The organism is Rhodococcus sp. RD6.2, from assembly GCF_001040705.1.
Classification (GTDB): domain Bacteria; phylum Actinomycetota; class Actinomycetes; order Mycobacteriales; family Mycobacteriaceae; genus Rhodococcus_G.
In genome coordinates this window covers 608,282-625,654 of sequence record NZ_CVQP01000001.1, presented here as the reverse complement: position 1 = coordinate 625,654, position 17,373 = coordinate 608,282, and the positions used below count along the sequence as shown (strand labels likewise).

General features: G+C 67.9%; 19 protein-coding genes and 1 pseudogene. 13 read left to right on the top strand and 7 right to left on the bottom strand.

Annotated elements, in window-relative coordinates; genetic code table 11:
* Positions 1–189 precede the first annotated feature (189 nt).
* The gene (locus RHCRD62_RS02775) at positions 190–675 is read left to right on the top strand and encodes a hypothetical protein (RefSeq protein WP_050063107.1); all 486 of its coding nucleotides are present in this window, start codon (positions 190–192) and stop codon (positions 673–675) included.
* Between the two features lie 32 nt (positions 676–707).
* On the opposite strand, the gene RHCRD62_RS02770 is transcribed toward RHCRD62_RS02775, so the two are convergent.
* Positions 708–1,478: a DUF1906 domain-containing protein gene (locus tag RHCRD62_RS02770; RefSeq protein ID WP_050063106.1), complete on the bottom strand. Its 771-nt coding sequence runs from the start codon at positions 1,476–1,478 to the stop codon at positions 708–710.
* A 153-nt stretch (positions 1,479–1,631) separates the two neighbouring features.
* On the opposite strand from RHCRD62_RS02770, the gene RHCRD62_RS02765 reads away from it, so the two are divergent.
* On the top strand, positions 1,632–1,853 hold the full coding sequence (locus RHCRD62_RS02765; RefSeq protein WP_050063105.1) for a hypothetical protein: 222 nt from the start codon (positions 1,632–1,634) through the stop codon (positions 1,851–1,853).
* Positions 1,854–1,994: 141 nt separating this feature from the next.
* Positions 1,995–2,303, top strand: coding sequence for a PLD nuclease N-terminal domain-containing protein (locus tag RHCRD62_RS02760; RefSeq protein ID WP_050063104.1), 309 nt, complete (start codon positions 1,995–1,997; stop codon positions 2,301–2,303).
* Here RHCRD62_RS02760 and RHCRD62_RS02755 read toward each other — a convergent pair.
* On the bottom strand, positions 2,290–3,021 hold the full coding sequence (locus tag RHCRD62_RS02755; protein WP_172670988.1) for a CPBP family intramembrane glutamic endopeptidase: 732 nt from the start codon (positions 3,019–3,021) through the stop codon (positions 2,290–2,292). The genes RHCRD62_RS02760 and RHCRD62_RS02755 overlap by 14 nt on opposite strands.
* Positions 3,022–3,142: 121 nt before the next feature.
* Between RHCRD62_RS02755 and RHCRD62_RS02750 the strand changes: the two genes are divergently transcribed.
* Positions 3,143–4,840 carry a fumarate hydratase gene (locus RHCRD62_RS02750; protein WP_050063437.1) on the top strand — a complete coding sequence of 566 codons (1,698 nt, stop codon included), beginning with the start codon at positions 3,143–3,145 and terminating at the stop codon, positions 4,838–4,840.
* Positions 4,841–4,891: 51 nt separating this feature from the next.
* Here RHCRD62_RS02750 and RHCRD62_RS02745 read toward each other — a convergent pair whose 3' ends face one another.
* Positions 4,892–5,347, bottom strand: coding sequence for a carboxymuconolactone decarboxylase family protein (locus tag RHCRD62_RS02745; protein ID WP_050063436.1), 456 nt, complete (start codon positions 5,345–5,347; stop codon positions 4,892–4,894).
* A 77-nt stretch (positions 5,348–5,424) separates the two neighbouring features.
* Here RHCRD62_RS02745 and RHCRD62_RS02740 point away from each other — a divergent pair, with 77 nt between their 5' ends.
* The 3 genes from RHCRD62_RS02740 to RHCRD62_RS02730 are packed head-to-tail and all read left to right on the top strand — an operon-like array spanning position 5,425 to position 7,925.
* Positions 5,425–6,324, top strand: coding sequence for a sigma-70 family RNA polymerase sigma factor (locus RHCRD62_RS02740; protein ID WP_050063102.1), 900 nt, complete (start codon positions 5,425–5,427; stop codon positions 6,322–6,324).
* Between the two features lie 55 nt (positions 6,325–6,379).
* Positions 6,380–6,763 carry a nuclear transport factor 2 family protein gene (locus RHCRD62_RS02735; protein WP_050063101.1) on the top strand — a complete coding sequence of 128 codons (384 nt, stop codon included), beginning with the start codon at positions 6,380–6,382 and terminating at the stop codon, positions 6,761–6,763.
* Between the two features lie 37 nt (positions 6,764–6,800).
* A complete protein-coding gene (locus RHCRD62_RS02730; protein WP_050063100.1) occupies positions 6,801–7,925 on the top strand; it encodes a DNA glycosylase AlkZ-like family protein in 1,125 nt (374 codons plus the stop codon).
* Positions 7,926–7,997: 72 nt separating this feature from the next.
* Here the strand turns inward: RHCRD62_RS02730 and RHCRD62_RS02725 are convergent, their stop codons facing one another.
* Entirely contained in the window at positions 7,998–9,344 is a 1,347-nt protein-coding gene (locus RHCRD62_RS02725; RefSeq protein WP_050063099.1) for a WS/DGAT domain-containing protein, read from the bottom strand.
* A 110-nt stretch (positions 9,345–9,454) separates the two neighbouring features.
* On the opposite strand from RHCRD62_RS02725, the gene RHCRD62_RS02720 reads away from it, so the two are divergent.
* Positions 9,455–10,102, top strand: coding sequence for a hypothetical protein (locus tag RHCRD62_RS02720; protein ID WP_050063098.1), 648 nt, complete (start codon positions 9,455–9,457; stop codon positions 10,100–10,102).
* A complete protein-coding gene (locus RHCRD62_RS02715; RefSeq protein WP_050063097.1) occupies positions 10,102–11,277 on the top strand; it encodes a PrsW family intramembrane metalloprotease in 1,176 nt (391 codons plus the stop codon). Before RHCRD62_RS02720 ends, RHCRD62_RS02715 begins: the two co-directional genes overlap by 1 nt.
* A 66-nt stretch (positions 11,278–11,343) precedes the next feature.
* Here RHCRD62_RS02715 and htpG read toward each other — a convergent pair whose 3' ends face one another.
* Positions 11,344–13,281: a molecular chaperone HtpG gene (htpG, locus tag RHCRD62_RS02710; protein WP_084734036.1), complete on the bottom strand. Its 1,938-nt coding sequence runs from the start codon at positions 13,279–13,281 to the stop codon at positions 11,344–11,346.
* A gap of 199 nt (positions 13,282–13,480) precedes the next feature.
* On the opposite strand from htpG, the gene RHCRD62_RS02705 reads away from it, so the two are divergent.
* The 3 genes from RHCRD62_RS02705 to RHCRD62_RS02695 all read left to right on the top strand — a co-directional run bounded on the left by RHCRD62_RS02705 (position 13,481) and on the right by RHCRD62_RS02695 (position 14,983).
* Positions 13,481–14,101 (top strand): antibiotic biosynthesis monooxygenase family protein, encoded by a 621-nt coding sequence (locus RHCRD62_RS02705; protein WP_216596605.1) that lies wholly within the window; start codon positions 13,481–13,483, stop codon positions 14,099–14,101.
* A 67-nt stretch (positions 14,102–14,168) separates the two neighbouring features.
* Entirely contained in the window at positions 14,169–14,510 is a 342-nt protein-coding gene (locus RHCRD62_RS02700) for an ArsR/SmtB family transcription factor (protein ID WP_050063096.1), read from the top strand.
* A complete protein-coding gene (locus RHCRD62_RS02695; protein WP_050063095.1) occupies positions 14,507–14,983 on the top strand; it encodes an SRPBCC family protein in 477 nt (158 codons plus the stop codon). The genes RHCRD62_RS02700 and RHCRD62_RS02695 overlap by 4 nt, the downstream gene beginning before the upstream one ends.
* Before the next feature lie 9 nt (positions 14,984–14,992).
* Here RHCRD62_RS02695 and RHCRD62_RS26285 read toward each other — a convergent pair whose 3' ends face one another.
* Both RHCRD62_RS26285 and RHCRD62_RS26280 read right to left on the bottom strand, forming a co-directional pair.
* Positions 14,993–15,496 carry an O-acetyl-ADP-ribose deacetylase gene (locus RHCRD62_RS26285; protein WP_253277188.1) on the bottom strand — a complete coding sequence of 168 codons (504 nt, stop codon included), beginning with the start codon at positions 15,494–15,496 and terminating at the stop codon, positions 14,993–14,995.
* 45 nt (positions 15,497–15,541) lie between these two features.
* Positions 15,542–16,453 (bottom strand): annotated as a pseudogene (locus RHCRD62_RS26280) (ADP-ribosylglycohydrolase family protein); the annotation flags it as partial.
* 201 nt (positions 16,454–16,654) lie between these two features.
* Between RHCRD62_RS26280 and RHCRD62_RS02685 the strand changes: the two are divergent.
* Positions 16,655–16,897 (top strand): hypothetical protein, encoded by a 243-nt coding sequence (locus tag RHCRD62_RS02685; protein ID WP_050063094.1) that lies wholly within the window; start codon positions 16,655–16,657, stop codon positions 16,895–16,897.
* Positions 16,898–17,373: the final 476 nt, after the last annotated feature.

Genomic DNA, 17,373 nt, shown 5'->3' with positions numbered 1-17,373 from the left:
GGGGTTCTGCTGCTCCCCTACGCCTGCGGTCGAGCCTGCGGAGATCTCCTCGTAGAGGTTGGCTGCGAATGCATAGACGAGGTTGATGACAATGTCCACGTGTGATCGGTGTCCTTTCGATTGCGACTCGTTCTTCCCTACGTCGTCCACATCCGCCCCAGGCGTTACGTCCGGGGCTAGGCTCGACACATGAAGCGTGTAGCAGCAGCACTGTTCACCGCGACCGTCGTCTCTCTCACCGTCGCGGGATGCACCTCCGACAGCGAGAGCAGCGACACCACCGTCACCACGACGGCGGGCGTCCTCGATCGGGCATCCGATGCCGTCAGCTCGGCCGCGAACGCAGCCCAGGGCGCCATCTCGTCGGCGCAGGGAGCGGTCTCGTCGATGCAGTCCGCGGCGGCGGGCCTGACGAGTCGCGCGAGTGGCGCGGTCGACGCCATCCAGTCGGGTGCGTTCGTCGCCGCATTCCGGGCGGGCTATCCCGATCTCTCCGAGGGACGCGACGACGCCGCCATCGAGGACATCTACGCCGAGACGTGTGCGGCAATCGACGCCAACGTCGACGAGTCGACGGTGGTCTCCGAACTGCAGGTTCGGGCGGGCAACGGCGGCACCGAGGCGACTCCGGAGCAGGCGCAGCAGATCTACAACATCGCCAAGCCGCTCTGCTGACCTAGGACCGTACAACTACGGCCGGTGGTCGCTCAGGCGAGCGACCACTGGCCGTAGTCGGGCTTGAGGATCGTGTTGAGGTCGACTCCGACCCCGTCGATGGCACGCTTGTCGATCTCGTACTGGTGCAGGTGCGCGGCGGGGTGGACGTAGCCCTCGGGTGTCCCCCAGTCGTGCTGCCAGAAGAAACTTCCCGCGCCTGCCAGCCTCAGTGCGTCGATCGTGCCGGAGTTCGCGTAGACGCCGGTGTTCTCGCGTCCGATCACGGATTCCCAGCCGAGTACGTACGGCAGGACCTTCGTCGTGATGTCGACGGTGTTCGGGTTGTCGTCGATCGACGTGTAGATCGGGCGCCCTTCGGGTCCGCCCGCGGCGCGGTGCAGTTCGAGTCCGCGCCTGGCATGTGTGACACCCGCTTCGAATCCACCGCGCCAGTCGGCGGTCGCACCTTTGCCGAACTGGTAGCAGGAAACGATCTCGAGGCCGGCCTCGATCAACGCGGACGCCTCGTCGGCCCGGATGGGTTTGCCGACCATCCATTCGGCGCCCGGCCTGCGATCGGAGACGTATCGGATGGCGCCGACATGCCCTGCTGCTCGGATGGCGTCGGCGGACGGCACGCCGCCGGAGTAGTCGACCAGTGTGCCGAGCGGCGCGGCACCCGCGGCGCCGGTCACGCCCAGCGCCGCGGCACCGAGCGCGGCCGAGCCCACGGCTGCGAATCTGAACAGTTCACGACGGGTGACATGCACGGGGCGCCTCGCTTCATCGGATCGTCTGCGGTCGGCCTCGGTGAATTGCATCACAGCACAGTGGTGCCCGCCAGTCGCACGCGCCCTGTTGCGTCTCACCCGTAACCGAAGGTGCGGGTGCCGACGGCCGGTTCGGCGGTAGGCTCGGAACCGTATCCGAAGGGCAGCCGACCAGCAGGAAAACCTCCCCGAGGAGGGTGGGCCATGGCTAAGGAAACGTGGTGGGTGATCGCACCCGAGAGCCCGTTCACATTCGAGCAACGCCCCAACGGCGACCTCGTCGTCGCGAGCACCGAGGAAAACGAGGAACACGTTCTCCACGGCTACGAATGGATGCACATCACCCCGGACGACCCGAGTCATCGCATCAAGGTGCACGGCGAGGGGCCTCCGCCGTTCGGCCGGTGGGTTCCGTTCGACCTCTGAGACGAATCTCAGCCGTTCCTGAGGGTTCGCTAAGTCCGGTACGAACCCCGGGTGAAACAGCTCCCCCACCCCGTACCCTCCCTGCAGGGGGTCGACATCAGGTGGCTTCGACAGCCACGCGACGGGGGAGGAACCGAAATCGTGCAGAAGCAACTCACGCCGATGCTGGCCGCGGCGGTGATCGTGCCGCTCTGGGCTGGGACGCTCACGGATGCCGTCTCGCGACGGGAGTGGGAGATGTGCCGGGCGCGCCGCCGGACGTGGATCGCGGCGATCGCGCTGCTGCCGCCGGTCGGTCCCGCGCTCTGGCTGGCCTTCGGGCGACCACGCAAACGTGTTCCGCTTCCGGAACAGCAGCGGATGCACCCGGCGATGTACTTCGCCCTTCAGCGAGAGCTGGCGCGCGACATCGCCGAGTTCGAGAACGGTGGCAACGTCACGACAGGGTGACGTGCCAGACGAGGGCCGCCGCGAGGGCTCCCACTCCGTTGAGGGACCAGTGCAGCGCGATGGGCGCGAGGAGGCTGCCGCTGCGGCGCCGCAACCAGGTGAATGCGACTCCGGCGGCCGCGGTGGCGGCAACGGCGCCCGCGATCCCGACGATCTGCCCGAACAGTCCGGCGCCGAGGATCCCGGTGAGCCCCTGATTACCCGTGGTCAGTCCCAGTGACGACGCGATGTGCCAGAAGCCGAACAGGAGCGAACCTGCCGCGAAGACTCCGCGGGCGCCCCAGACACGTTCGAGCGTTCCGTGCAGGACACCACGGAACGCCAGCTCCTCCGGGATGACGGTCTGCAGGGGGATGACGATCATCGATGCGATCAGTGCACCCGAGACCGTCGCGTACCGGTTGCTCAGGAAGAACTGGCGGGTCAGCGGAAGCGCGATGGCCGCCGCGACCACGGCGAGGACCAGCGCGACCGCACCGAGCGCATAGAGGGTGCCGCGCCGCCAGTGCCGCGGCGAGAGTCCGAGTTCGTGCCAGCCCAGTCCCCGACTCCGGCCCAGACCGAGGAGGACCGCTGCCGCGATCGGGACGGCGGCCACCGACGCCCACACGGTGGTGAAGTGCGCGATCAGGTTCGTGCACACCAGGACCGCGACGACGACCGCGACGTCGAGATACGCGTGGAACCGCGGGCGATGGACGGCGATCGTTTCGGACACCCCGCCCAGTGTACGGACCCCACGAGCAGGGAAAGGCCCGTATGATCCCCGCCTTCGTCACACTCGACGGGCAGGTTTAGCCTGGATCCCGACCTTCACACGCCCATGCCCAGGAGAGATGATGGCCGACTTCCTCTACGAGGACCTGCTGCCGATCGGGGAAGATCCCACCGAGTACCGGCTGCTGACCACCGAGGGGGTGTCCACCGTCGAGGGACCGGACGGACGCACCTTCCTGAAGGTCGAGCCCGAAGCGATGCGGCTGCTCACCGAGACCGCGCTGCACGACATCTCGCACTACCTGCGCACCGATCACCTCAAGCAGGTCGCGAGCATTCTCGACGACCCGGAGGCCTCGGACAACGACAAGTTCGTCGCACTCGATCTGCTGAAGAACGCGAACATCTCCGCGGCGGGTGTGCTCCCGATGTGCCAGGACACCGGCACGGCGATCGTGATGGGCAAGCGCGGCCAGCAGGTTCTCACGCCTGGTGACGACGAGGAGTCGATCGCGCGGGGCGTGTACGACGCGTACACCCGGTTGAATCTGCGGTACTCGCAGAACGCTCCGATCACGATGTGGGAGGAGAAGAACACCGGCAACAACCTGCCCGCGCAGATCGAGCTGTACGCGGACACCGCGAAGGGCCACGAGAACTCCTACAAGTTCCTCTTCATGGCGAAGGGTGGAGGGTCGGCGAACAAGTCGTACCTGTATCAGGAGACGAAGGCGATCCTGAACCCGGACTCGATGATGCAGTTCCTCGAGGCCAAGATCCGGTCGCTCGGCACCGCGGCGTGCCCGCCGTACCACCTGGCGATCGTCGTCGGCGGCACCTCCGCCGAGTTCGCGCTCAAGACGGCGAAGTACGCGTCGGCGCACTACCTGGACGAGCTGCCCACCGAGGGCGCGATCACCGGCCGCGGCTTCCGGGACCACGAACTGGAGAAGCAGGTCTTCGAGCTGACCCAGAAGATCGGCATCGGCGCGCAGTTCGGCGGCAAGTACTTCTGCCACGACGTCCGGGTCATCCGCCTGCCCCGGCACGGCGCGTCGCTTCCTGTCGCGATCGCCGTCTCCTGCTCGGCGGACCGTCAGGCGAAGGCGAAGATCACCCCCGAGGGCGTGTTTCTCGAGCAGCTCGAGTTCAACCCCGGCCAGTTCCTGCCCGAGGTCACCGACAGCCAGCTCGACGCGGAGACCGACGGCATCTCGGGTACCGGCAAGGGCGCCGCGGTCAAGATCGACCTGACGAAGCCGATGCCGGAGATCCTCGCCGAGCTGTCGAAGCACCCGGTGAAGACGCGTCTGTCGCTGACGGGTCCGCTGGTCGTCGCCCGCGACATCGCGCACGCGAAGATCAAGGAACGCCTCGACGCAGGCGAGGAGATGCCGCAGTACCTGCGCGATCACCCCGTCTACTACGCCGGACCGGCGAAGACTCCCGAGGGACTTGCGTCGGGATCGTTCGGCCCGACGACCGCAGGCCGCATGGACTCGTACGTGGAGCAGTTCCAGGCCGCGGGCGGCTCGATGGTCATGCTCGCGAAGGGCAACCGCTCGAAGCAGGTCACCGACGCCTGCAACTCGCACGGCGGCTTCTACCTCGGTTCGATCGGTGGCCCGGCCGCGCGTCTGGCGCTGGACTGCATCAAGCACGTCGAGGTCGTCGAGTACGAGGAGCTCGGCATGGAGGCGGTGTGGAAGATCGACGTCGTCGACTTCCCCGCGTTCATCGTCGTCGACGACAAGGGCAACGATTTCTTCGCGCACACCGGCGAGGTCACCCTGACCGTGGGCAAGCGTCCCGGCCTGTAACCAGATGTGCGGCGGCGGCCCGGTGGGATTCCCACCGGGCCGCCGTCGTGTTCACCAGCCTGCGCCGGCGACCTGCTTGACGGTGGCGTTGAGCCGGTTCCACACATTGATCAGCGAGATCTGCATGATCAGCGCAGCGAGCTGCTGCTCGTCGTAGTGGTCGGCAGCGTCGTCCCAGACGTCGTCCGGGACGGGGTCGGGTCGGTCGGCGAGCCGGGTCACCGACTCGGTCAGTGCCAGCGCTGCCCGTTCGGCGTCCGTGAAGTACGGGGATTCGCGCCACGCGGCGACCGCGAGCAGGCGCTCGACGGTTTCGCCGTCCTTCATCGCCAGCTTCGGGTGCATGTCGACGCAGACGCCGCAGCCGTTGATCTGGCTGGCGCGCAGGTGCACGAGGTGCACGGTGCGGGTCGGCAGTCCGGTGTTCTCCGTCGTGCGGCCGACTGCCTGCAACGCCGCCACGGCGCCGGGCAGAACCATCGCGGGATTGGTCATTCGTGCCTGCATCTCGAACTCTCCTGTCACATCGGTTCTCGCATGTTCGTCACCCCTCTGACGGACCGCTACGAGAGAATGTGACAGCGATGAGTGAAGAGATTCTGGCCAGGCAGTTCGAGGAGCACCGCGACCATCTGCGGGCTGTGGGCTTCCGCATGCTCGGGTCGACCGCGGAGGCCGACGATGCGGTGCAGGAGACGTGGTTACGCCTGGCTCGGGTCGACAGCGACGAGATCCTGAACCTGGCGGGCTGGCTCACGACCGCCCTCAGCCGGGTGTGCCTGGACATGCTGCGCTCGAGGGGGTCGCGCCGCGAGGTGACGCTGGACGAGCCCGGCCGCCCCGATCCGGCCGATGCGGCAATCGGACCGGAAACCGAAGCGGTCCTTGCCGATTCGATCGGTGTTGCGTTGCTCGTCGTGCTCGACACCCTCACGCCCGCAGAGCGGCTCACCTTCGTGCTGCACGACCTGTTCGCGGTGCCGTTCGACGAGATCGCACCGATCGTGGACCGCTCCCCCGCCGCCGCGCGGCAGTTGGCGAGCCGAGCCAGGCGCCGCGTGCAGGGCGGTGGCGTCGCCGAGCCCGACGCGCCGCGGCGCAGGCGGGTGGTCGAGGCGTTTCTCGCCGCGTCCCGGGAGGGTCGTTTCGAGGACCTGCTCGAACTGCTCGATCCGGATGTCGTGCTGCGCGCGGACTCGGTGGCGGTGTCCGCGTCGGCGGCCGGGGTGGCCCACGGTGCGCCTGCCCTGTCGGCGATGGTCGCCGGAGCCCGCGGCGTCGCGGAGGCTTTCAGCGGGCGCGCTCGTGCCGCGCAGGTCGTCACTGTCGACGGGCGTCCCGCGGCGGCGTGGGCGCCCGACGGGCACGTCCGGGCGGTGTACACGTTCGTGGTCGAGGGAGACCGGATCGTCGAGCTGGTCGTGCTCGCCGATCCGGCGTCTCTCGCGGAACTCGACATCAATCTGGCCTCATCAGGGGTGTGATGCCGCTACCGGTGCCACGATGAACTGGACCGCCTCGACTGCCCGAAGGAGAGTCATGCAGCCGGAGATGTCCGAATCCGATCCGTCACTGTCCCCGAACAAGCGCGCCGTCGCCGCGTACGTCGAGGGTTTTCGCACGGGCGACCACGACGCGATCCTCTCCCTGCTCACCGAGGACGTGATCTGGGAGATGCCGGGCGACTTCTCGATCACCGGCAAGGCGGCCTTCCACAAGGAGATCGAGAACGACACGTTCACCGGGAAACCGACGTTGACGGTGATCCGCATGGTCGAGGAGAACGATGTCGTCGTCCTGCTCGGGACGGTGGAGGCTCGGTTCACCGACGGCGGCGAACTGCACGGCATCTTCAGCGACTACTTCCACTTCCGGGAAGGGTTGATCCGGCGGATCGAGTCGTATCAGGTCGACAACCGCTGACACGCCTGGTGTCGGTCACCGCTCCTACACTCGGCCCATGACCGCCGAGGTGTCCCGTGTGCAGGTGCTCGCGTATCGATGGCACGTGCAGCAGCTCGATCGCATGCCCGGTGTCGCCACCGACGCCGCCGACTGCGACCTCCTCGACCTCGGAATCCAGAACACCGGTCCCGACGGCGCAGCGTTGGCGCTGCACCTGCGCGGCACACCGGCAGACACCGGTGACGCGCTCGCGCTGGCGTGGACGCTGCGGGGTGCGCCGCACTGCTATCGCCGTGCGGACCTGCCGAAGGTGGCGGTCGCGACGGCCCCGCTGTCGGAGGCGGACGCCGCCAAGCGGATCTTCGATGCGAACCGACCACTGAAGGCGGCGGGTATTCCGACGTTCGACGCGCTCCGCGCCGTCGCACACGAGATGCGCGACATCGTCCACGAGCCCACTGTGAAGGGCGACATGTCGTCGCAACTCACCGCTCGGATGCCCGAGCCGTACCTCCGGTTCTGCCGGCCATGCAGCGCGACGCACATGTACGAGATGCCCTTCCGGCTGGCGGCGCTTCAGGCAGGTCTGGAACTGCGCCCGCACACGTCACCACCGGTCCTCGAACGCATTCCCGGCTGGCGCGGGGCGGCGTACGCGCACACGGGCACCGACGCCGAGCCGCGGTTCGACGTGATCCGCGGGTACCTGCACTTCTTCGGCCCCAGCGATCCGAAGGCGGTCGCGGCGTACGTCGACGCGCCCGTCCGGGACGTGAAGGCGAACTGGCCGGCCGACGCGGTCGAGGTGACGGTGGACGGGGTGAGCCGCTCGGCGCTCGCCGACGACGTCGACGCGCTGCGTACTTCTCCCCCCGACAGGTCGGTGCAGTTGCTCGGCCCGTACGACCCGTACCTGCAACTGAAGGACCGGGAGATTCTCGTGCCCGACGCGGCGAACCGGAAGTCCCTGTGGCCGACTCTGGGACGGCCGGGTGCGATCGCAGTCGGCGGTGACCTGATCGGCGAGTGGCGACCCCGGACATCTGGCCGCACGCTCACGGTCGAGACGGCGCCGTGGCGGGTGCTGTCGAAGGCGGAGCGCGCCGACGTCGAGAAGCGGTCGACGGCGCTCGCGGAGTTCCGCGGGGTGGCGTTCGGGGGCGTCACCGTCGCCGGGTGACGCAAGGCCTGCATGTCGGGCCCCGGCGGAGCCCCACGCCCACCGGGCCGATTGTCTGTGGTTCGCGGGCGATCAGGACCCGGTCCGATCACGGTCGGTGTGCAGGGCCTGCGCAACTTCTGCGACCGCGTCGCTCAGCAACCGTTCGTACGCGTCCACGTCGGGCAGCACCGCGGGTGAGGTCGCAACGGCGATCGTCACTCGGTCACCGATGCCGTGCACGCCGTGGGTCAGCCCCATGAAACGAGACAGTGCGGGGAATCCTGCCGTGAACCCGACCCGGCCACCCGCGAGGACGAGGTCGGCGGGACCACGGTCGACGCTGGAGACCACCGTGTGTCCGGTGACCTCGTCCGGGACGGCGGTGAAATCGAAGTGCTCGATGCCGTGTCGCAGTAGGGGCGCGGGCACGGCGTCGAGTGCGCGATCCTCGGCGGCCCGCGACGGGTGGTCCGCGCGCAACCTCCGCTCGCGAAGCGACTCCGCGATGGCTGCAGCGCGATCGGCGGGATCGTCGACCTCGGTATGAAGCTCGACGGCGAAGTTTCGGAAGTGATTGCGGGCGTACGGGATTCCCGGCCTGGCGACGGTGACCTCGGCGGCGAGCACCGAGGGGTCCACTCCTCGTTCGAGGAGGTACCTGCCGAGCGCCAACGAGATCGTCGTCAGCGCACCGACGGTGACACTGACGCCGGGCCCTCGCAGGTCGGCGGCCGGAACGACGACGGCTCCGAGGGTCCGCCGCTCGTCCGGTGCGGCATTCGTCGGCAACTTCGGCCGGCCGAGCGGCTTCGGCGGAACCAACCCTGCTGCTGTGTCGCGTTCGAGTTGGCGGTGTGCAAGGTGAGCTGGCCGGGCGCGCAGCAGCATCCGGCCTACCTGCATCGGCAGCCGGACCGCGGCTGCCACGGCGGCGAGGCGGGGACGCCACTGCGGCAGCGGTCGCGTCGGTGTCGGGGCCGCGTCGGCGAACAGGTCGCGGGCGATCGCCGCGGCGCGCCTCCCGTCGGCAAGGGCATGGGACATCTGCAGGACGGCTACCACGCACTCGGCGCCGCCACTGTCCGGTGCATCGACCAACGGTCCGAAAAGGTGGATCCGCCAGGGCGATTCAGCAGGATCGACCTGGTCGAGAACGAGTTCACCGAGAACGGTCAGGCAGTCCTTCCAGGTTCCGGTGTCCTCGTGCAGGCGGATCGACGAGGCGTCCGGCGCGGCAGGCGCCCAGTGAGGAACGTCGAGCCGTCGGGGAACCTCCCGCACCCGCAGGGACAGGTCGCCGATCGTCGCGGCGCGCGCCAGAAGCTGGTCCCGCGCGCTCGTCAGCGGCTCGGTCGTACCGACGAAGCAGTACAGCAGGAACTGGTCTGTCGGAATCCGGCGTGAGATCCAGTACGACTGCGCATCAGGGCTGGTCATCCGCGGCACCGGGTGACGATAGCAGCGGCAACGTGGCGGGGTCGCGAGTGTCGCGGCGGCGACGTGCCCGCCCACGCCCTACCGTTGCACCCAGCGACGCAGGAGGTCCGATGACGCAGGGTGTTTCACCGCCGACCAACCAATTCGACCCGGGTGACCGATGGGTGCCGGTGGACCGGCGGTGGTTGGGGCTCGACCGTGCGACCCTCCTGCCCGCCGTCGTGGTGCTCGCATTCGCCTTCGTACTCGCGGCAGTCCTGCCGGCTGTCAACAGTGCGGTCGAGTACGACGACACCGTCACGGCAGGCGACGTGATGGAGATCGCGGGCGGGGTGACGTTCGAGCCCGCGACCGACTGGGGCATCACCTCCGGCGTGCGGGCCGGCGACCGGCCCGCGACAGGGTCGTATCCGGCTTCCGCGACCGTCGAGGCCGATGACGTGTCCCTGACAGTCCGGACCGGTGCCTTCAGTGGCGATGCCCGCGCCCTCCTCGAACAGATCCGGGACACGACCACGGCGCTGGACGACAGCATCCACATCGACGGCACCCCAACGCCCGTCACGACCGACTCCGGGGAGCACGGATACGTCGCGCGTTACGCCGGGCCCCGGTTCTCCGGGGTCCTCGCGGCGTTCGTCGAGGACGGTCGGGGTGTCCAGGTCGTCGCCACTGGTCCCCCCGACACCGATCAATCACGGGCCGAGGAGATCTCCCGAATGATCACGAGCATCGACCGCGACAGGGAGGAGTCCTGATGACCGCCACCGCGACGGAACGTCGGGTCGCCGCGATCGAGGACTCCGGGTGGGGCCGGTCATTCACCTTCTATCAGCCGCGCAATGCGGCGTTCTGGGTGTATCTGCTGCTGGTGTCGCTCGGTGTGTTCAGTTTCGTGACGATGCTGGTGGGCGCGTCGGGCGCGTACGGACGTGCGATCGCGGTGTCGGTCGTGTTGTTCGGGGTGTACGGCGCCCTCTTCTGGGGATTCACCCAGCACATCGACCGATACTCCCGGCAGCCTGTCGGCATCGTCGTCGTGGCCTTCGGGTGGGGAGCGTTCGCCGCGACCTGGGTGCTGGCGGCGGAGGCCAACACTGCCGCGCTCGGACTGTTCGCGAAAGCGCTCGGGCAGTCGTGGTCATTGGCGTGGGGTGCCGGCCTCGTGGCCCCCGTCACCGAGGAGATCGCGAAGGGTCTCGGGCTGCTCCTGCTCATCGCGCTGGCGCCGCGGTTGATCCGGACCGCGTTCGACGGCTTCATCGTCGGGGCGTTCCTCGGCCTGGGATTCCAGATCGCGGAGGACGTCGTGTACGCGTTGAACTCGGCCGGATCGCAGTTCGGGGCGAACCAGGTGGCGGCAGCGATGGGGACCGTGTGGCTGCGCATGGCAGTCGGGGTCGCGGCACACATCCTGTACAGCGCGGTCTTCTGCGCCGGACTGGTCTACCTGCTCGGCCGGCCCGCCGAGCCACGCCGCGTCGGACGCGGGCTGGCGCTGATGGCGACCGCGATGCTGCTGCACGGGGTGTGGAATTCGCTGGCGGCACTCGCCGGGGGCCGGATCGTTCAACTCGTCGCGACGTGGGTCGTGGTGATCGTGGTGGCCCTGGCCATCGCAGTGCGGGTGTTTCGGATGACGGTCCCCCGCGAACGCGCGTTCCTCGGCGACGTGCTCGGTCCCGAGGTCGCGGTCGGGACCATCACGCCCGAGGAACTGATCGCAGTGTGCGGAGATCACAAGGTGCGCAGGGCGTTCCGCAGGATGGGCGTAGACAGGCGGGACCGCAGGCGCCGCGGCCACACCCTCGACGCGGTCGCCGACGTGGCGGACGCGCTCGCCGCGTCGGGCGGCCGCGACACCCCGGCGGTCGAGTTCGCCCGCACCGAGGTGGGCCGAATCCGGTCCGGGGTGCCGTCGACGCCGCGATGACGACGGACGACACGCCGAAGCGGCCCGGGCACGGCCCGGACCGCTTCGGCGCTGCGTCGAACGGCGTCAGACCGCGGCGGTCAGCCGGTTCGCCAGCAGAGCGGTGAAGCGTGCCGGGTCGGCGAGCTCGCCACCTTCCGCGAGAAGCGCCATTCCGTACAGCAATTCGGCGGTCTCCGCGGACGCCTCGTCCCCGGGGCGTTCGGCGTGCGCGGTGCGCAGCGCGAGCACGAGCGGGTGTTCGGGGTTCAGTTCGAGGATTCGCTTGGTAACCGGGACCGGCTGACCCGACGCCCGGTACATCCGCTCCAGCGCGGGCGACATGGAGAAATCGTCGCCGACGATGCACGCGGGCGAGGTGGTCAGGCGGGTCGACAGCCGCACCGACTTGACCTGCTCGTCGAGGGTCGTCGTCAGCCAGGAGAGCAGATCCGCGAAATCCTTCTCCTTCTCCTCACGCTCGGTCTCGGCGGCGGCCTTGTCCTCATCGCTGTCGAGGTCGACCTCGCCCTTGGCGACGGACTGGAAGGTCATCCCCTCGAACTCGGGCACCTGCGACGCCCAGACCTCGTCGACGGGGTCGGTGAGCAGCAGCACCTCGAGTCCCTTGGCCTTGAACGCCTCCAGGTGCGGCGAGTTCTCCAGCAGCTGACGGGATTCGCCGGTCGCGAAGTAGATCTGCTTCTGATCGTCCTTCATCCGGGACACGTAGTCGGCGAGGGTGGTGAGTTCGTCCTCGCTGGCCGTGGACGCGAACGACGAGATCTTCAGCAGCGTGTCGCGGTTGTCGACGTCGGAGATCAGCCCCTCCTTGAGGGCGCGGCCGAATTCGGACCACAGGGTGCGGTAGTCGTCGGGACGCGACGACGCGATGTCCGCGATCGTGGTGAGCACCTTCTTGGTGAGTCGACGCCGGATGGCGCGAATCTGCCTGTCCTGCTGCAGGATCTCTCGGGACACGTTCAGCGAGAGGTCCTGGGCGTCGACGACACCCTTGACGAAGCGCAGGTACTCGGGGAGCAGTTCGTCGGCGTCGTCCATGATGAACACCCGCTTGACGTACAGGTGGACACCGGTCTTGCCGTCGCGCATGAACAGGTCGAACGGCGCGTGCTGCGGGATGAACAGCAGGGCCTGGTACTCGAAAGTGCCCTCGGCCTTCATTGGGATCGTCTCGAGCGGCGAATCCCATGCGTGCGCGATGTGGCGGTAGAACTCGGTGTACTCCTCCTCGGAGACCTCGTCCTTCGACTTCGCCCACAGCGCCTTCTGCGAGTTCAGAGTCTGGGTTTCGACCTCGACCTTTTCCGGTTCCTCATCGGTCGCCGGGGTACGGCGTTCGACGTCCATCCGGATCGGCCAGGCGATGAAGTCCGAGTACCGGGTGACGAGTTCCTTGATCTTCCGCTCGGCGGTGTAGTCGTGCAGGTTGTCGTCGGTGTCGGCGGGCTTGAGGTGCAGCGTCACCGCAGTGCCCTGCGGGGCATCGTCCACCGTCTCGATGACGTAGGTCGCTTCGCCACTCGACTCCCAGCGGGTTGCCTGCCGCTCCCCGGCCTTACGCGTGAGCAGGGTGACCTTGTCCGCGACCATGAACGTGGAGTAGAAGCCGATGCCGAACTGGCCGATCAACTCCTCGCTCGCGGCTGCGTCCTTCGCCTCCTTGAGCTTGCGACGCAAGTCCGCGGTGCCCGACTTGGCGAGGGTGCCGATCAGGTCGACGACCTCGTCCCGGGACATGCCGATGCCGTTGTCGCGGATCGTCAGCGTCCGCGCGTCCTTGTCGATCGCGATCTCGATGTGCAGGTCGGACGTGTCGGCGTCCAGGTCCTTGTCCTGGAAGGCCGCGAGCCGCAACTTGTCGAGTGCATCCGAGGCGTTGGACACCAGTTCCCGCAGGAACGAGTCCTTGTTCGAGTAGATCGAGTGGACCATCAGGTCCAGCAACTGGCGGGTCTCCGCCTGGAACTCGAGCTGCTCCCGTTCTCCGGTGTGCGCGTTCAATCCGATTCCCTTCGACTGCTCACGAGGCACTGTGTTCGCCGGGATTTTACCGCCCCCACCTGCGCGGCAGACCTACCGGCCGGTAGTCGATCCCGGTCCCACGCAGCCATTGCCTCGGGCTCCGGCGCGGAGGAGGGTGAGAGGCGGGGGTATCCGGTGGCGCCGCCGGGGCGCTGCCTCGAGTGGAAGGGGTTCGATCGTGTACGCACGTTCCACCACGATCCTGGCGCACCCGTCCTTCATCGACGCCGGCATCAAACACATGAGTGACACCGTCATGCCCGCACTCGCGGATTACGAGGGCTGTGCCGGACTTTCGCTCCTCGTCGATCGCGACAGCGGTCGCTGTATCGCGACCAGTTCGTGGATGGACGAGGACGCGCTGCGCGGCAGTGAGGGACCGGTCCGCGCGTTGCGCGACCACGCCACGGAGATATTCCACGGCACGGCGACCGTCGAACGCTGGGACATCGCCGCCCTGCACCGCGATCACCCATCTCCCCACGGCTCGTGTGTCCGCGTCACCTGGCTGAAGCTCGAGCCCGGCCACCTGGCACGGGCAATCGACGTCTTCAAACTGACCGCCCTCCCGCACATGGAGGACCTGGACGGGTTCTGCAGCGCCGGCATGATGGTCGACCCCGCCGCGGGCCGCGCGGTGGTGTCGGTGACCTGGGACAGCCGTGAGGCGTTCGAACGCAACCAGGAGAAGGCCGACGGGATGCGCACCGCTGTGACCCGAGAGATGGGCGCCACGGTGCTCGACACCTGCCTGTTCGAACTGGCCATCGCTCACCTGCACGTGCCGGAAATGGTCTGATCGACGCGTTCCCGCTGACTACCCCCATGGGTTGACAGCGGTTATGCGCGGGGTAACACTGAACTAGATGGTTCAGTATCAACCGCTCGACACGACCTTCGCGGCGCTCGCCGATCCCACGCGTCGCGGAATTCTCGAACACCTCGACCGCTCCGACGCGACGATCACCGAATTGGCAGACGTCTTCGACATGACGCTCACCGGCATCGCGAAGCACGTACACCTTCTCGAACGAGCAGGCCTCGTGGTGACCGAGAAGCGGGGCCGGGTCCGGTACTGCCGCCTGGGCGGCAACACCCTCGACCTCGAGGCCGCGTGGATGGCCCGGCACCGCCGCGTCGTCGCCGAGCGACTGGACCACCTGGGAGCGTTCCTCGACCGCGAACCGAACCATGAGGAGGAGTCATGACCAGCACCACCAACGCAACAGTCACGACATCGGGCGATCGCGACTGCCATGTCGAACGAACCTTCGCCGCGCCACGCGACCGGGTGTGGGCCGCCTACACCGAGCCGGACCTGATCGCGCAGTGGTGGGGTCGCGGAAACCCGGTCGACGTGGAGCAGTGGGAACTCGAAGTCGGCGGCCACTGGCGGTTCGTCGAGCATCACGAGGGCGGCAGCGACGGATTCGAGGGTCGGTTCCGGGAGGTCGTCCCACAGGAACGTCTCGTGTATTCGTTCGAATGGGACGGCATGCCGACGCACGCATCGATCGACTCCGTCGATTTCGTCGACCTCGGCGACGGACGCACGAAGATCGTGGTGGAGTCACTGTTCCTCACGACCGAGGACCGGGACGGCATGCTCGGCTCGGGCATGGAGGAGGGCATGAACGCCAGCTACGCGGCCCTCGACGCACTGCTCACCCGGACCGCGTAGCGGCTGACGTCATTCCAGCCCACGCAGCAACAGATCCGCGGTCGCGGCGTCGAAGGCCACCAGCACGACACGCTCCACGGAACTGTCCGCGCCGCGGATCGCAGCGACGGCCTGCCGTACGGCATCCTGACGGGGCCATCCGTAGGAACCTGACGAGATCAGCGGGAAGGCGACGCTGCGTGCGCCGAGGTCGTCCGCGATGGCGAGGCTGCGGGTGTAGGCGGATCGCAGTTGCACGGAGCGATCCTCCGCGCGCGAGTGCACGGGGCCGACGGTGTGGACGACCCACGTCGCGGGAAGGTTGCCTGCGGTGGTCGCAACCGCGTCACCGACGGCCAGGCCATCCGGAAGAGTGGTGGACCGTATCTTCTTGCACTCCGCGAGAATTCGCGGTCCACCGGCATGATGGATCGCCCCGTCGACACCACCGCCACCGAGCAGCGATGAGTTCGCGGCGTTGACGACCACGTCGACGCGTTGCGTGGTGATGTCGCCGACGACAACCTCGATCACCGGGCCGGACCGTGCCGAAGCGCGGCCCCGAACCGAGGCTTCGGCGAGCCGCACCAGGTCCGGGGCGGAGAGGCCGGGCCAGCCGTGCAGCATCCGCCGCCAGCGGAGCGGAACCGCACCGGCGCCCCACCGCGCACCGAGCAGACCCCCGGCGATCGCCGCCGTGGTGTCGGTGTCGCCGCCCGCGCGCACGGCCGTTTCGAGGGCACGGACCAGGTGCCCGGAGTCCGAATCGTCGGTCGTGCTGATCGCCCACCACGCCGTCTGCAAGGCGTGCACCACCCATCCATTGTTGGAAAAGTCTGCGGGCGAGCCGGTTTCGGCCTGATCGAGGAGCGGCGACCAGAACTCGGCGGCGTCGGAGGGCGCCGTCTCCAGGAAGCCTCGCACACCGTCGAACGTCCCGTGCAGGACCGCATGGCGAATGGCGTGCGTCCACAACTGGCACGCCTCGGTTGCGCGCACGTCGTCGTGAGTGAGGGCGGAGATCGCGGCGGCGGCGTCGCGGCAGGCACGCTCGTCGTCGAGGTACGCCAGAGCGACCGGGGCGGTGCGCATCAGTGACCCGTTGCCCCCCTTGCGTCCGCGAACAGCCTGTGCGCGCGTGCGCATCGCGTCGGCGCCGGCGGGACGGGTCGACAACACCGCCCTCGTCTGGTTGCCGATGTCCGGCGGGTTCGAATCGAACCAGGCGACGAAGCGGGCGGCGATCGCGTCCAGTCCCGCATCGTGGCCGATCGGGGCCCCGGAGGCGGCGACTTCGGCGATCGCCAGTGCCATCGACGTGTCGTCGGTCCACTCCCCCGGCGCCCAGTCGAACGGCCCGCCGCCGATCATGTCGATCACCGCGTCCGCGGCCGGATGCGTGAATTCGTAGCCCGCACCCAGCGCGTCACCCGCTGCACCCGCGAGCAACACTCCGACGGCCCGGTCTACCTGCTGTTCGCTCAGTTCCACGTACACCCCACCCTATATAGATCACTATTGATCTAATCATAGCGCACGTCTCACGCGGCCGACAAGGCCGACCAACCGTCACCCGAAGCAAAAGAAACGCGCATTCCCCCGCAGGCTTCGAATCACTGCGCTAACGTCCGCGAGTCGACATTCAATTCCGAATGCCGACATCGAATGCGACCTTACAGGAGATTACTAATAATGAATCGCCGCTTCGCCGCAAGCCTGATGATTGTCACCGCCGGAATCCTGATGGCGCCCGCAGCCGGCGTCGCCTCGGCCGCAACCGGGTCCGTAATCTGCGACGAACCCAACGAATCGCACAACGAGGGCGGCATGTCCTGCGCCAACTCGGTGAACGAGGAAGTGGGCAACGGTTCCAGCGTCTTCGACATCGACCTCAGCGACTTCACCGCTCTGATCGAGTCGATCACCAAGGGCTGAGCGCGGCACACACCGCGATTCACGTGGCCACGCGCTCCGGCGCGGGCGCCGGTCCACAAGGACCTGCGCCCGCGCCGAGGCGTCCCCCGAACGAGCGCAGAAGAATTGAAAGAAGATGCGCGATGCGAATCCGAGGGAATGGGCATGAGCAATAGCGCACTATCCATGTGAATGAATCTCCGAATTACCGAAACGATCACCGCAACCTTACGTTCGCCGTCACAGGAATCGTTCCGCGTCGAGCAAACATTCCGAGCACGCGAATCCCTACCGAGAATCCGCTCGACTGCGTCCTGAACGCGCCTCGCGGCCACCGCGACCGCATCGATAGCCCGGCCGCCACCGGACATCCACACCCATGCTTCCCACCGGTCGCCGACAGCAAGTCGAAGAGCAGCGGCCGAACCGCATCCTGGACCTTTGTCCATGAAACCCCGCGGTCGGGTACTCGCGAGTATTCGGGATCACGAAATATC

Bases quoted from the DNA above. Each gene is read 5' to 3' on its own strand.
- RHCRD62_RS02775 (WP_050063107.1), top strand. From the start codon at position 190: ATGAAGCGTGTAGCAGCAGCACTGTTCACCGCGACCGTCGTCTCTCTC.
- RHCRD62_RS02770 (WP_050063106.1), bottom strand. From the start codon at position 1,478: ATGCAATTCACCGAGGCCGACCGCAGACGATCCGATGAAGCGAGGCGC.
- RHCRD62_RS02765 (WP_050063105.1), top strand. From the start codon at position 1,632: ATGGCTAAGGAAACGTGGTGGGTGATCGCACCCGAGAGCCCGTTCACA.
- RHCRD62_RS02750 (WP_050063437.1), top strand. From the start codon at position 3,143: ATGGCCGACTTCCTCTACGAGGACCTGCTGCCGATCGGGGAAGATCCC.
- RHCRD62_RS02745 (WP_050063436.1), bottom strand. From the start codon at position 5,347: ATGCAGGCACGAATGACCAATCCCGCGATGGTTCTGCCCGGCGCCGTG.
- RHCRD62_RS02740 (WP_050063102.1), top strand. From the start codon at position 5,425: ATGAGTGAAGAGATTCTGGCCAGGCAGTTCGAGGAGCACCGCGACCAT.
- RHCRD62_RS02735 (WP_050063101.1), top strand. From the start codon at position 6,380: ATGCAGCCGGAGATGTCCGAATCCGATCCGTCACTGTCCCCGAACAAG.
- RHCRD62_RS02730 (WP_050063100.1), top strand. From the start codon at position 6,801: ATGACCGCCGAGGTGTCCCGTGTGCAGGTGCTCGCGTATCGATGGCAC.
- RHCRD62_RS02725 (WP_050063099.1), bottom strand. From the start codon at position 9,344: ATGACCAGCCCTGATGCGCAGTCGTACTGGATCTCACGCCGGATTCCG.
- RHCRD62_RS02720 (WP_050063098.1), top strand. From the start codon at position 9,455: ATGACGCAGGGTGTTTCACCGCCGACCAACCAATTCGACCCGGGTGAC.
- RHCRD62_RS02715 (WP_050063097.1), top strand. From the start codon at position 10,102: ATGACCGCCACCGCGACGGAACGTCGGGTCGCCGCGATCGAGGACTCC.
- RHCRD62_RS02700 (WP_050063096.1), top strand. From the start codon at position 14,169: ATGGTTCAGTATCAACCGCTCGACACGACCTTCGCGGCGCTCGCCGAT.
- RHCRD62_RS02695 (WP_050063095.1), top strand. From the start codon at position 14,507: ATGACCAGCACCACCAACGCAACAGTCACGACATCGGGCGATCGCGAC.
- RHCRD62_RS02685 (WP_050063094.1), top strand. From the start codon at position 16,655: ATGAATCGCCGCTTCGCCGCAAGCCTGATGATTGTCACCGCCGGAATC.